Origin of the sequence: Vibrio sp. Of7-15 (assembly GCF_022347565.1) — a bacterium.
GTDB lineage: Bacteria > Pseudomonadota > Gammaproteobacteria > Enterobacterales > Vibrionaceae > NORP241.
Map to the genome: position 1 here is coordinate 1 of NZ_JAKRGH010000032.1, position 13,309 is coordinate 13,309.

The window sequence follows — 13,309 nt, forward strand, 5'->3', positions numbered from 1 at the left end:
ATGAACCAAGAGTGAGCGGATATACGTATTGCCATTTTTGGTGATACCAAGAAGAAGCGTTTTATCACCCGTTGTTTCTTGTTTGGGAACAAGCCCCATTGCAGCGGAAGCATCTCTGCCAGTTTTGAACTGTTGCCCAGAGCCAAGCCATATTGCAACAGCTTGGCTGGTCAGTGGACCAAAGCCGGGAATAGACATGAGTCGCTTGGCATTATCAAATTGTTTAATGGTGTGATTGAGCTTGTCGTCGAACCACTTAATTTGTTCATCGATATATAGGTAGCGTTGATACTGATTAGCCAGTGGTTCTCTCAAGATTGATGAGAGTGGGTTGTCATTATCTTCGAGTATGTCAGGTATCGCTTTTGTGAAAGCTGCTTTGCCTTTAGGCATGATGATACCGTATTCTGAGATAAGTCCACGGACTTGATTGACGATACGAGCTCTTTCAGTGACAGGCAGTCGTCTCATGCGGATGAGGGATTGAATGTCTTGTTGTTCGACTGACTTATGAGGAACAGGATGAGGCCTCCAGAACAAAGCAACTTCGGCGATGGCTTCCGCATCTTTATCGTTATTTTTTTGTTTACGTCTTTGGCTTTTGACATGTTGAGGAGCATAAAGTAGGACTTGGTGTCCGAATTGAGAGAATTCCCGAGCACAATAATGGGCACCAGAGCATGCTTGGCTAGGTAGCTGAGTAGTTTACTTCGTTGAAGTTTTTTACGAGAAAGGTTCTTTCCTTTATGGTTGATTTCAAAAAGAAAATATTGTTGCTAAATCGATGCCGATGATTTTATGCTGAGTCATGGTCTTCTCCTTTCGCTTAAGGGCTTTAACATTCCAAGCATGGCTCATGGCCATGTGAAGTGGTGGGGGGGAGACCATCTTATCACCTGAATGCGGTGTGAGTTTGAATTTAAATTTTATGGGACAGGAAAACCAGATGACATCAGTTAGTCAATCCATTCGGGGGGATTTTTTGAACTTAATTTGAATACATTACTTTCATGGAAAGCGAAAGCAAAGTGGCACTATATTAGCAAGAGTGCATATGTTCGTGAAAAATTAATGTCAGAGTCAGATGTTGTAGAACAAGAAAATAAATTGTCTTTTTTTCCGATCAAGTTAAAAAAGCGCTGGTTGAATTGTGCGAGTGTAATATCAACAACGACATTACCTATCGGGCAAATACCTGCGCGATACCGCGACCAATTCCTTTACTGCCACCCGTGACGATGACGGTTTTCCCTGCGATTGAGCGAAACATGTTTTACCTCATATATACATTGTTCGAAGATATTGAAATGAATGGTGAGATACGACATGTTACCCACTTATGCTTTGTTGTTCATATTAATTTTCTGGGAAAGAGCACTAGAAATGTAAGAGAGTTTGTACCAATAACTGGATTTAATTTTCGACTGGAAAGGCATTGTTACACTGAATTGGAGGAGAAAAGAGGGCGGGAAATGACTGGCAGTGGGAATAACTCTGGCAGTAAGCCTGATCTAACTCATTGAGGAGACAGACATTAGCAACATTTAGGTTTTTTTAGTTGTTCATTCACATCAGCAAGCCTATGATGCAGCCTGGTAGTGAGGTTTTTTATGTTTGTTGGTCTAATACGATTTTTAGGGTTGATACTTCTTGTGATGGCGTTGCCGTTGCAAGCGTCGTCACACGTCAAAATTAGTACTGACTCACCATTCTCTACTACGTCATTACTTTCAACAACATCAGCGCTTGCAAAAAAAGCAATACAATGGGATACGAATTTCTCGTTTTCATCTCTTGCTGATGATGCTGAACTTCCTTTACACGCTCCCGTAAAACCTGTTACTCAAACCTTTGATAACACTCAAGCTCTGGGTATTCTTTCTTCATTACGGTGGAATCATTTTCAACGCCATCTTGATGAATACGAACCTTCTGAGCCATTTTCTACGCTAGAACAAATTTTAGCGCAGCACACCGCTTTGGCTCGTGTGTTGTCTTCTGGAGAGTTATACAGCTGGTTATGCTGTGACTGCACTGCAAAGTACCGCTTGTCTGGCTGGAAAGAGAGTAACGCCATGTACGTTGCGCTCAATGGTCATTATTAAACCTTCATATACACCTAGTGACATTGTCACTTAATGAGTTCCTTTTATTTCTAATTTTTACTTGGCTACGTGCTGAGGGTACTTGTATATATGAAGAAAATGACCGTAAATCGCGCTCAACAGCGGCGCATGAACCACTATCCTGCTTGGAAATACCTTGTTTTATTGGTGGCCGTAGTCTTATTGGGAGTGAGTGCGCTTCCTACTTGGTATGGCGATCAACCCGCCATACAAATAAAAACCTCATCAAAGTCTGAGGCATTACCCACTCTGACTGCAGTGAATGACTATTTGCAGCAGCATGATATTTCAGTGGAGAAAATCACTCAGCATGATCAGCAAACTGTGATTGTTTTATCTGATGAAACGGAGCAGAGCAAAGCGCGCAAGGCACTGAATGAGTTCATCGGCGATGATGACACTATCACGTACTCTTATGTTTCCATGGCCCCTGATTGGCTGACAGAACTTGGCTTTCAGCCGATGAAATTTGGTTTGGATTTACGTGGTGGGGTGCAGTTTTTATTGAATGTGGATGTGGACCAAGCGTTTGCAGAGCAACGGGAAGCCATGGTTGATAACATTCGTCAAACAGTCAGAGAAGAGCGTCTGCGTGGTGTTCGGATCAGCGAAACAGGTCAGTTTGGTGTTCAGGTAAAAGCGACGAAAGCAGAAAACTTAGCCCCTATTACTCAGTTCATTCAGCAAAGTTACCCTAACTGGAAAGTGACTCACCATTCTGATCGTATTGATATGCTGCCATCGGAGCAGGCAAAAGCCGATTTTCAGCGTCAAACCGTCCAACAAAACCTGAAAATAATGCGAGGTCGTATTGAAGAGTTGGGCATTACAGAAGCGTTAGTGCAAAGACAAGGGGAGCACGGTATCCGTATTGAGCTGCCTGGAGTACAAGATCCGTCTCAAGCCAAAAATGTGATTGGTGCAACAGCCAGTTTGGCGTTTTATGAGGTGAAAACAGGCTCAGGGCCAAGTGTTGGTCGCGATCTTACTTTGTTAGATGAGCAGGGCAAGCCTGTTGTGTTAGTGAATAAGCCTATTCTATCGGGTGAGCACATCACGAACGCCAGAGCAGAGCTGGGCGAAATGGGCCGGGCACAAGTGAGTATTTCACTGGATCTGGCTGCCGGGAAAATCATGAGTGACTTCTCTGGCAAACACATCGGCAAGCCAATGGCGACGGTTTACCGTGAATATCACGCCAATGAAGAGGGTAAAGCGCAGCGTAGTGAAAAAGTGATCAGCGTTGCGACCATTCAATCTCAACTAGGTACACAATTTCGAATTACCGGTGCTGGCACCATTGATGAAGCACAACAACTCGCACTATTACTGCGCGCAGGCTCGTTAACCGCCCCGGTCACCATTGTGGAAGAGCGTACTATTGGTGCTTCTCTAGGGGCTGAAAACATTCAAAATGGCTTTGCCGCGTTGGTATTGGGCATGGGGCTCACACTGACGTTCATGGCCATGTGGTATCGCCGTTTGGGCTGGGTCGCGAACGTGGCACTGCTGAGCAACATGATCTGTTTGTTAGGGGCGATGTCTTTGATCCCTGGGGCTGTGCTGACTTTGCCAGGTATAGCTGGGTTAGTGCTTACTGTTGGCATGGCCGTTGACACCAATGTGCTTATCTTCGAGCGCATTCGAGATAAGCTCGCAGAAGGGCGCAGTTTTGCTCAATCTATCGATCTGGGTTTTAACAGTGCGCTAAGCACCATTCTTGATGCCAATATCACCACAATGATCACCGCTGTTATTCTGTACTCCATCGGTAACGGACCCATTCAAGGCTTTGCATTAACACTTGGGCTCGGTCTGGTGACCAGCATGTTTACCGGTATTTTTATTTCAAGAGCCATTATTAATCTTATTTGGGGCCGAGATGCTCGCTGTGGTGTAAGAGTATAACAATGAACATAAAACAACATATTCGTACAATTCGTTATTTCACCAGTGGTCTGTCTGTGGCTCTGATGCTGGTTTCTGTTATTTTCCTCGGCTGGAAAGGTTTGAACTTTGGTTTGGATTTTACTGGTGGCATGGTTACCGAGGTGAAGGTCGATCAGAATTTAACAAGACCAGATTTAGCTCAAGTATTAAGCCAAGAGCTCGGTGATGAAATCAGCATCACCCAATCGAGTGAGCAGGGGCGCTGGGTAATACGTTATGCCTTGCCTGAACAAGGTGATTCTGTGGTGGATATTGCCACCCTTTTACATGGTGTTTCTGAGCAAGTGACTGTAGTGAGTAACAGCATGGTGGGAGCGCAAGTAGGCCAAGAATTGGTAGACCAAGGAGGATTGGCCCTTTTGATGTGTATGCTGACCATTCTGGGGTATTTGTGTTTTCGTTTTGAATGGCGTTTGGCGAGTGGCTCGCTGTTAGCGTTGATCCATGATGTTGTGCTGGTGCTGGGCTTTTTTGCCGCTACGCAGTTGGAATTTAATTTAACGGTGTTTGCCGCTATTTTGGCAATACTGGGCTATTCGCTAAATGATTCGATTATCATTGCTGATAGGATCCGTGAGTTGCTGGTGGCCAAACCGACGGCTTACATCAAAGACATTAACGATCAGGCCATTATGGCGACATTTTCTCGCACTATGGTGACATCTGGAACAACCTTGATCACGGTTGGTGCATTGTGGCTAATGGGCGGTGATGCCTTACTGGGCTTCTCCACGGCCATGTTTATTGGCATTTTATCGGGCACTTGGTCATCGATCTCGGTGGGAACCGTATTACCAGAGTGGCTGCAATTAGAGCCGAAGCATTATTTGCCAGTAGAAGTGGATAGTGCGCCTTGAGTTAAGTGTTGATTTTAAACATTAACTTTAAAAAGTACCGCCTAACCGTGAATGTCGTGGTTAGGCGGTATTATTTATAAGCTACTGTTTGTAAGCTAATTTTAATTAGAGATAGGTTAAGAAAATCAGCTTTATGCTGGTTGATTATTTTGTTGGCGGGTTTTCCACAGCGAAGCCACAATGGCACTGGTAATGGAAATCGCGATCACCAACAACGAAACCGAAGTCGGGATGGCCCACGGTGTTTCCATTATCAGCATTTTGATGCCGATAAAGCTTAATATGAATGCCAAGGCAATGCGTAGATAGCAAAAACGAGCCAGCATGCCTTCTAGCACAAAGTACAGTGATCGTAGCCCTAACAGAGCAAACACATTAGCGGTTAAGACTAAGAAGGGCTCTTGGGTTACGGCAAAAATCGCGGGGATCGAATCGAGAGCAAACATCACATCGGTGAGTGCTATGACCACCACGACCACCATGAGTGGAGTGACTAACCAGCCGATATTGTCTTTGATCAGCATTTTATGACCGTGATATTGATCGCTGACGCGAAAGTACCTTTTTACCAAACGAACAGGACGCATGTTCGAAAAGTCTTCATCTTCTTCATCCGCTTCCTTCCAAAGCTTATAACCCGTATAGAGTAAAAACAGAGCAAACAGATACAAAATCCAATGAAATTCAGCCAGTAGGGCAGCACCAAGCGCGATCATGATCCCGCGTAAAATCAAGGCTCCGACCACTCCTAGCATTAATACACGTGGGCGTATAGCTTGGGGAACGGAAAATTGGCTGAAAATCAGAGCGAACACAAACAGGTTATCGACACTGAGTGATTTTTCTAATAAATAGCCAGTGAGAAAGGCCGTAGCCGCTTGGCTGTTAGTGTAATCGCTGGCCGGAGCCATCAGTGGCCAGTAAAAATAAATAACCAAGTTAAAAAGCAATGCTAGCGCAACCCAGAATAGGCTCCAGACGGCGGCTTTTTTGATGGTAACGCTATTACCACGAGTTTGATAAAGATCCAGTGCCAACATGCACAGGGTGAGAATGGCAAAACCTTCATAACTGAAGAGACTCATAATGTATCCTTTCCGACGAACGCGGAAGGTGAGCATAGGGAATGTGAGTTGCTGACCTTCCGCGCATTAATAACAGCATGAAACATGCAATCGATAATGGCGTTGGTCTCGTCAAAGTCAGTTAATGAAAACGTGACTTACGGCTGCCGGAAACCTATGGTTTCGAGATGACGACAGGCGAACAAGGTGACTACTCCCCAAACAGTTTTATCTTATGCCTGTTTCAGCGAATATGCGAGCAGTTTTATTAAGGAAAATGAGTTTATGTTTATTAGGTTTTGTAAGCATCTCACTTGTTATTTTCAATCGGAGTAATGATAAATAATTTGGCTAGCAGGCACCGCTTTTGTGCCTGCTAATTGGGGCTTATTCACTTGTGTTTACTAAATACAGCTAATTGATAAAGCCTTGTGAATAAGTGGAAGAGTGTTACTGTGGATCAACTGGCCACATATCCCAAAGTTGCTTTTCCATATCGTCTTCCACGCTATCTCTGATGGTGGAGAAAAAGTCTAACCCGGTTTGTTGCTCTACATCGTCGACGGTTGTTACAAAGTTGCTGAGTTCGCTGCCACTGAGATCACGGTGGGGCACCACAAACGCAATGGCCTCATCGTAATTAGGATCAAGAATGACTTTGTAAAACGCACTTGGGATCACCACACCATCACCAATGCTCTCTTCGTTGCCGTTGTAAATCGGCCCTGTCACGACATAAAGATCGTGATAAGTATTGGCTAAGTCGCGCACGTGTTCTTCTAAGATGCGCCAACCTACACGGTTAAAACCAGGCAACTGTGGAGACATGTTGCTCAGTAAGAAGCTCTGTTGCATGGAATTCTGAGAAAAGTCCATGGCAGCGGAAGGGGCAAGGTGGCCACGATCATAACCAGATCCTTTGTAATCCGTTAAGGTGGATTGAGCGTATTCCGGTAATTCACTGTCAGCTTGAAATTTATCACTGCGTTTGTACTTTAGGTTCACGCTCTCTTTGGTGACATGATAAGCCACCCAATCGGCGTTTTTGGTTTGGTAGTTATAACCAACGGCATAGCCATCCCGGCACAGTTGTTGATCAGAGATGTTTGATGGTACCCCTTTTAATAAATGACCATTACATTCTGTAGTATTGGCGGTGGCTGTAAGCGAAAAGCAAAGTGTAAGAGAAAGTGCGATTATTTTTTTCATTAGTTTCCTCCTGGGTAAGAGCTTGAGGAATATAATGAAAACTATCACTAAGTATGTGATGTGCGTCGATATATAATGAGTATTGTAATTGGTAAGAATAATAAATGTGCGAAGTATGTGAAAAAGATATCAATTTCAACATGTTTGGTTTTTGAGCGATGGATTGTCGAAAGAGGAGCCTCTCCCCGGCAGAGTGGAGAGAGGCAAATTACCTTTATGGGTTAATTTGGCAAGAAGAAACTTGGGTTAATGCGTAGTTCGATGCCAAAGACACTTGCTGTGATAGAGCAAAGCCCGGAGTATCGATCGCCACCTCAATACAGGTTTCTTGTCCTTGATCGCTTTGCACTTGAAGCACATTGTGTAAGGTGGATTGGGAGCGGCTCATGTCCGTGTCCACTTGCTGACCATTCACATACATTGTCAGTATCATGGGAGTGAGTGAGGATACTTGATCAAATTGGGTGTGCTCCCAGACTAATGTTGCTTTGGCATTCTCAGCATTGTTTTGTACTTTAAACGCTTTTACATCATGAGTGGTTACGTTAAATTGCTGCGCATACGTATGCTCTTCGTAAGCCTGAGTGAGATCCATGTAACCCCAGCCGACAGAAGGACACCAATGGCCACTGCACAGTTCGGGTAAGTCTTCATTTAATGATGTGCTGCTATTATCAGCACTGTTAATTAGGATTGCTTTAATGAGCGGTGAATAACGAGTCTCGCTTGAAAGGTTTTGTTGCTCAAGTGTTTGTCGTACTAGAATAATGGCACCAGCCACATGCGGAGAAGCCAAACTGGTTCCTGTCGCTAAACGGGTAATTGAAGCGCCATCGTACTCTTTGTACTCGTCGGCATCGAATCTGTCTTTGTATGGACCATAATACTCATAGTTGTCAGGATCTGGCGCTGCAGTGCGGGTATTGTGGCCTGGTGCGGCAATATCTGGCTTACGACGTCCTGTTGTGGTTGGCCCACGGCTACTGGTACCTCGAATGGCATGATCAGCGCGATTCACCGTTTTTTCAATGGTGTTATTGACGGTGGTATCCACATTAGCCACCGTTAAGCCATTAAAGTTGTCGCCTGGTTTGGATAAGCTGTAAGGCTGAGGTGATGGCGCTGAAGAGCCATCTGGGTATTTTGAACCATCGTTCCCCGCCGATTTTGCGTAAAGAAAGTCTTGCTCATAGCTGACGGCATCAAAGTATCGAGCCCAGAAAGACCAGTCATCCCATTGATTATTTGCTTGCAGAGGACGAAGGATTCGACCGTTGCCATAGCTGTAGTTTAACGAAATAATGTCTGTTTCGGCCATGTAAGACAGCGTCGACATAGTCAGGTTTGCCGATTTTAGTTCACGAAATAGAGCGGCTAGCTCGGAATCACCAGCAGGGTAGAGGGTATCAGAGGCAGAGCCAGCGTAACCAGTGACGAGCGCGGCATCTTTTGCTATGCCGTTATGCGAGCTGGTGGTTGAGTTAGCGACAATAGCTCCGGCAACGGCGGTGCCATGTGCGCTTCTTAAATGTCGGCTTCCCGCTGTTTTTAGCCATTCTGTTTTCATCAGACGGTTGTAGTCCTCGGGATCTTCATCAGAGCTACCGAGCACGGTAACGTCTTTTTGAGAAAAGGCTGGGTGAAGTATATCCACGCCGCTGTCCATGATACCGCCTGAAAAGCCTGCCCCCGTAATACCATGCTCCCAGAAGCTGTTTATGTCAGCATCGCCGGGCTGAGTTTCAGAGTGCGACAGAAGTAAAGATTCGATATTGAGATCCAACTCTTCTTTGCCTGAGCTTAACGGTTCAAATAAGCTGATCTCATTAAATTGGTTTTTTAGTGAATATGATCGTGCGTTGCCAGTTGGAAAAGGACCGATAAGAAAAGTGTAACCTGCCGCATTATACCGGGTGTATAAGCTAACTCCTGACATAGAATTAATATATTCAGGCGAGTGTTTTAGTGTACTTATGTCTTTCTCTAGGGCTTGTTGAATGTGCTTTATTTTTTGCTCAGGTGTACCCGCTTTAAAGACAAAGCCAGTAACAGACCATGATTCTTTTTCTAAAGGTTGTATTTGTGCTGTTGCAGTGGTGCTGGTGATTGCCCCTAGTAAACTAAGAGAGAGAAGGGTTTTATTCATAAGCTAGTGTCCTTTGAGCGGTTAACTTATTACAGAAATTTATATTTGACAGGCAAGAAATAAGAAACGATAAATAACGGTGTAGATAATAGATTCACCCACCTTTTTTATTGGTAGGTGAATATGGTTGTTATTAGCTTTGAGTGACTAATAATGATGGAATATAAAAATTAGATTGTTCGTTTTTATGTCCAGACCAGTTATGTTCAATTTGGTTAATGACTTTTTCAATAATGCCATTAAAATTTTGCACCACTGTAGCATTAAGGCCAGAGCCATTTTCGATTTGCGCTAATGCTTTCTTAGTGCCATCAATACCAACCACTAAAATACCATCTCCAACCCTGTTGGCTTCTTTTATTGCTTCGACTGCCGCTAGAGCTGGTTGATCCCAAGCAGCCCAAATTGCCGATATTTCCCCTGGTTTAGTCTGTCTAAGTAGCTCACTAACTTGCTGCTTTGTTGAGATAAAAGCATTATTTCCGACATTGGGTGTAATGGTTCCAGCTAGCTGAATACCTGGTGCATTATCGAAAATGGCTTTGGCGATAACACCACGCTTTTGAACTGGTGGATAGAGGCCAAACTCAATAGTGACCACTCTGCCTTTGCCAGACAGTTGATCAACAAGGTATGTCGCACTTTCCGCGGCCATGGTATAAGAGTTACTCATGACATTGCTGACTAAGTGTGGAGAGGAAAGCGAATCCATACCAAATACAGGAATATTAAGTTTTTCTGTTAGGTCTAAGACTTCAGGGATCGTATTGGGGTCTAAATTGATGACAATGGCATCAGGCAGTGTTTTTGATTTTTCTTTGTTTTTTAGAATATTTAAAAAATCATGTTGTTCAGTAATGACTTCTGTTTTCCATCCTTTATTATCTGCTTTATTTTTAAATGTTTCTACCATAACTTGGGTGCCGGGCTCTACGATCCATGGAGCCATAATTAATACTTTAGGCGGTTCTGAAGCATTAGAAGTAAAACTGAATAAAGAGAATAGAATGGATAAAGAAATGAATATTAATTTACGAATAAACATGGTTAACCTTTATTAATTAGCATTTATTGGCTTTATGGTTACAAGCTGTAAAATGCTAACTTAGTTTCATATTGGTTTTCAATGTTTTATTTAAGTGTATTTTTGTTTTATGGAGTAAGGTAAATAAATAGAATATATTAACCTTCATAATCTGAATATTATTTCATTAACAGATATTTAAGATCAATTTTTGATTGTATTTTCATATCTGGATTTAAAACTATTAGCATCATTGTATTCGTCATTGTGTAGAATCAGACTTTGCTCTGGAAGTTGAAAAATCGCCAACTACTATGCTTCAGCATAGAGTCAAAAAAAAAGCTTAGCGTCGGATAATTGATATAACTGCATCGTGTTTTTTTATATAGGTGAAGATTAGAAGCCAAAGAAAAAGGGCTCTTTGGCTTACATACTTTTTCTAAATTAAGCGCCGAATGCGCATTGCTTTAATGGGTAATAATGGACATTACTATAAGCAGGACCAGCAGAGGACATCATAATTAAGTCCGCAGGAAGTAATATAATATCAGCGGCCAAAGAGATTGGTATATCAGCTAAAAATATAGGGTATGGCCAAAACCAAAAGATGGCTGAGTTAGCAAGACCACATGGTTGAAACAATACAGCTTGTGCTGTTCCTGAAAAGGGATGACCAAATTCTCCTCCATTGGTTCTCGCGACAATAGCTGAACAGCCAGTCATGCTTAGAATGAGTGCCACTAAAATGAGTTTCTTTATTTTTTTCATTGAATTGCATTTATCAATAACTTCGGTGAATGGCACTATCTTAACTATTACCTGTCAATAAAACAATGTTTTATTTTTATGGAGAAGTTACAATTAAAGAGGAATATCAGAGTGAGAGTAACTGAATCAATACATTAAAAAGTAACGGAGGCTTTTGATAAGGTTAGGTGTGTATTTCGCTTTAGCTTGAGTAATTGTTAGGTTTTGCTGAAATGTTTTTATGGTTAAAAATATATACAAAAGAGAGAGAAGAATGACTCTCCATTTTGAAGAGCCATTGAGTATTAATTGAGGGAATGCATTAAGCGGAGTTATTAGAAGAGAAATCCAAGGGTAACGCCAGCACCACCGCTATCTACAGTGGCACCTGTGGCTTTCACTGTATATTCAATGTTTGTATATTTTGCGCCTAAAACGACTTGTGTGTTGTTGCCAAAATCAAATGCGTATTCATATTGAAAGACGAGGCCAAAACTATCGTCGAAAGAAGCCGTTCCGTTACAAGAGCCTGGTATAACACACTCGAGTTCAACGGCAGTATGATATGTTCCGCCAATACCAAAACTATGTCGGCCTAGGTTATTAAAAATAACCAAATCAAAAGGAACTCGACTAAAGCTTACTTCTCCGTTTGATGCTGAAGTTGTTGTAAATTTGTAGCCCACTGTTCCGCGTGCTTTAAATGAACCACCGAAATACATGTCAGCCCCCCCATAGAGAGAGAGGCCTTCATGCGATTTTATATCTTGACTGTCACCGTTTGCATAGACGGCAGTAACTAACGTATCACCACCAAAGTCGTAACCAATGCCAATAACGCCTTCTACTGGACTAGAGCTGGCATAACCAGAAAATCCCATCAACATTAGGGCGGTAAGTGTTTTGATAGAGGGCTTTTTACGCATATTTATTCCATTACTAGTTATTCGTATTTATTTTTTGTACTGCGTACTTAGTGCACACAATCATCACTATTGGTTATAGTTCGACGGAAGCTATCATTGAATTCATATAATGAAAAGGATAATTATGTATTTTATATATTAAAGAAGAAGGGATTATTAACATTGATACATATAGCCTGAGTTATTTTTACTGGCTTGCTCGTGGGTTAATAATATTGCGTACTTTATACATTGGTATAGAAGAGTAAAATGCAACGGTAGTATGATGAAGCTACTACCGAGGAGTTTGGGCTATTTGGGCGGTATTTTATTGAGATCAAAAACGATAGTTGTAGTTCATGTACCAGTTACCATGTATGTCTGGGTAAATTAATAGGTTTTCACTGAAGTTAGGAAATACCATTTCAGTGGCTATTACAGATAACATAACCAAGTTCAAACCAATCATATTGTTTAAAAAAATGTCACTTTTAGGGGTTTCTTCTTCATCAAGAGATATATTATAAGTCCCTAACGCTGCGAGGGTGGCAAAGCTTGTAGCACCAACAGCTCGATTTTCTAAGTTGAGCATAAACACACTGGAACCAGTTAAAAACCATCCAGCTGCTTCAGGGTTTTCCGATGCCCAAAAGGAAACACCAGCGGCTGCTAGCTGCATAATGCCAAATACTTGGGCATCTTGGGCTGTAAACCAATTTGCATGTGGTAATTCAGGCTGTGGTATATGATGAATGTCATTGTCTGATGATATAAAAGAAAAAGCCGACTCCGGGTAATTTTTTGTATACAAATAATGGGTTTTATACGAGGTGTCTTTGTTATGACTGTGGGGTGAGTCATGTGGTTCAGCAATCAATGCATTTACTTTAAAGGAAGTGATTAATAGCAATAACAGCAATATTCTCAAAATATTATCCTTAAATTTGGTTCTTTAATATGACACATTCATTTCCTTGATGTTTGAATGATTGTACAGCTAAAAAAGTAAAGTGAAACGATTCTTTTTAATTGGTTATTTCTCCCTCATTAAAAAGTAGCGCTTAAGTAAGCACTCACTATGCTGCTCGTCACTTATATTGATAATTTCAATATTATAGAGTGACTTAGGTCAATTTATTGTGGTTTGCTGAAAAATTGAGCTTAAATGGGCTTAGCGATTCCATTTTTTATTTAAATTAAACCAGTTGCGTAAAATTATGTTCAATCAATTGCTCATATACGTTAGACTCCTCGCCCGGACATGATAGGACGTTGTTACTT

General features: G+C 42.1%; 10 protein-coding genes and 1 pseudogene. 3 read left to right on the top strand and 8 right to left on the bottom strand.

The window, feature by feature from the left end; translation table 11 throughout:
* Positions 1 to 672, bottom strand: a pseudogene (locus MHO82_RS22405) (IS110 family transposase); the annotation flags it as partial.
* Positions 673 to 1,610: 938 nt separating this feature from the next.
* Between MHO82_RS22405 and MHO82_RS22410 the strand changes: the two are divergent.
* The 3 genes from MHO82_RS22410 (at position 1,611) to secF (ending at position 4,933) form a co-directional block, all read left to right on the top strand.
* Positions 1,611 to 2,105 carry a hypothetical protein gene (locus tag MHO82_RS22410; protein ID WP_239188113.1) on the top strand — a complete coding sequence of 165 codons (495 nt, stop codon included), beginning with the start codon at positions 1,611 to 1,613 and terminating at the stop codon, positions 2,103 to 2,105.
* 90 nt (positions 2,106 to 2,195) lie between these two features.
* The gene (gene secD, locus MHO82_RS22415) at positions 2,196 to 4,034 is read left to right on the top strand and encodes a protein translocase subunit SecD (protein ID WP_239188115.1); all 1,839 of its coding nucleotides are present in this window, start codon (positions 2,196 to 2,198) and stop codon (positions 4,032 to 4,034) included.
* Positions 4,031 to 4,933, top strand: coding sequence for a protein translocase subunit SecF (secF, locus tag MHO82_RS22420; protein WP_239188227.1), 903 nt, complete (start codon positions 4,031 to 4,033; stop codon positions 4,931 to 4,933). Before secD ends, secF begins: the two co-directional genes overlap by 4 nt.
* Positions 4,934 to 5,064: 131 nt before the next feature.
* On the opposite strand, the gene MHO82_RS22425 is transcribed toward secF, so the two are convergent.
* The 7 genes from MHO82_RS22425 to MHO82_RS22455 form a co-directional block, all read right to left on the bottom strand.
* A complete protein-coding gene (locus MHO82_RS22425; protein ID WP_239188117.1) occupies positions 5,065 to 6,018 on the bottom strand; it encodes a TerC family protein in 954 nt (317 codons plus the stop codon).
* Between the two features lie 429 nt (positions 6,019 to 6,447).
* Entirely contained in the window at positions 6,448 to 7,206 is a 759-nt protein-coding gene (locus MHO82_RS22430) for a DNA/RNA non-specific endonuclease (protein WP_239188120.1), read from the bottom strand.
* A 214-nt stretch (positions 7,207 to 7,420) separates the two neighbouring features.
* Positions 7,421 to 9,352: a S8 family serine peptidase gene (locus tag MHO82_RS22435; RefSeq protein ID WP_239188122.1), complete on the bottom strand. Its 1,932-nt coding sequence runs from the start codon at positions 9,350 to 9,352 to the stop codon at positions 7,421 to 7,423.
* Positions 9,353 to 9,485: 133 nt separating this feature from the next.
* The gene (locus MHO82_RS22440) at positions 9,486 to 10,301 is read right to left on the bottom strand and encodes a substrate-binding domain-containing protein (RefSeq protein WP_239188124.1); all 816 of its coding nucleotides are present in this window, start codon (positions 10,299 to 10,301) and stop codon (positions 9,486 to 9,488) included.
* A 519-nt stretch (positions 10,302 to 10,820) separates the two neighbouring features.
* Complete coding sequence (locus MHO82_RS22445) at positions 10,821 to 11,144, bottom strand: YceK/YidQ family lipoprotein (protein ID WP_239188127.1); 324 nt, start codon at positions 11,142 to 11,144, stop codon at positions 10,821 to 10,823.
* A 314-nt stretch (positions 11,145 to 11,458) separates the two neighbouring features.
* A complete protein-coding gene (locus tag MHO82_RS22450; RefSeq protein WP_239188129.1) occupies positions 11,459 to 12,049 on the bottom strand; it encodes a hypothetical protein in 591 nt (196 codons plus the stop codon).
* A gap of 316 nt (positions 12,050 to 12,365) precedes the next feature.
* Positions 12,366 to 12,956, bottom strand: coding sequence for a hypothetical protein (locus MHO82_RS22455; protein WP_239188131.1), 591 nt, complete (start codon positions 12,954 to 12,956; stop codon positions 12,366 to 12,368).
* Positions 12,957 to 13,309 lie beyond the last annotated feature (353 nt).

Excerpts from the sequence above, each read along its gene's own strand:
- MHO82_RS22410 (WP_239188113.1), top strand. The coding sequence starts at position 1,611 with ATGTTTGTTGGTCTAATACGATTTTTAGGGTTGATACTTCTTGTGATG.
- secD (WP_239188115.1), top strand. The coding sequence starts at position 2,196 with ATGAAGAAAATGACCGTAAATCGCGCTCAACAGCGGCGCATGAACCAC.
- MHO82_RS22425 (WP_239188117.1), bottom strand. The coding sequence starts at position 6,018 with ATGAGTCTCTTCAGTTATGAAGGTTTTGCCATTCTCACCCTGTGCATG.
- MHO82_RS22430 (WP_239188120.1), bottom strand. The coding sequence starts at position 7,206 with ATGAAAAAAATAATCGCACTTTCTCTTACACTTTGCTTTTCGCTTACA.
- MHO82_RS22435 (WP_239188122.1), bottom strand. The coding sequence starts at position 9,352 with ATGAATAAAACCCTTCTCTCTCTTAGTTTACTAGGGGCAATCACCAGC.
- MHO82_RS22440 (WP_239188124.1), bottom strand. The coding sequence starts at position 10,301 with ATGGCTCCATGGATCGTAGAGCCCGGCACCCAAGTTATGGTAGAAACA.
- MHO82_RS22445 (WP_239188127.1), bottom strand. The coding sequence starts at position 11,144 with ATGAAAAAAATAAAGAAACTCATTTTAGTGGCACTCATTCTAAGCATG.
- MHO82_RS22450 (WP_239188129.1), bottom strand. The coding sequence starts at position 12,049 with ATGCGTAAAAAGCCCTCTATCAAAACACTTACCGCCCTAATGTTGATG.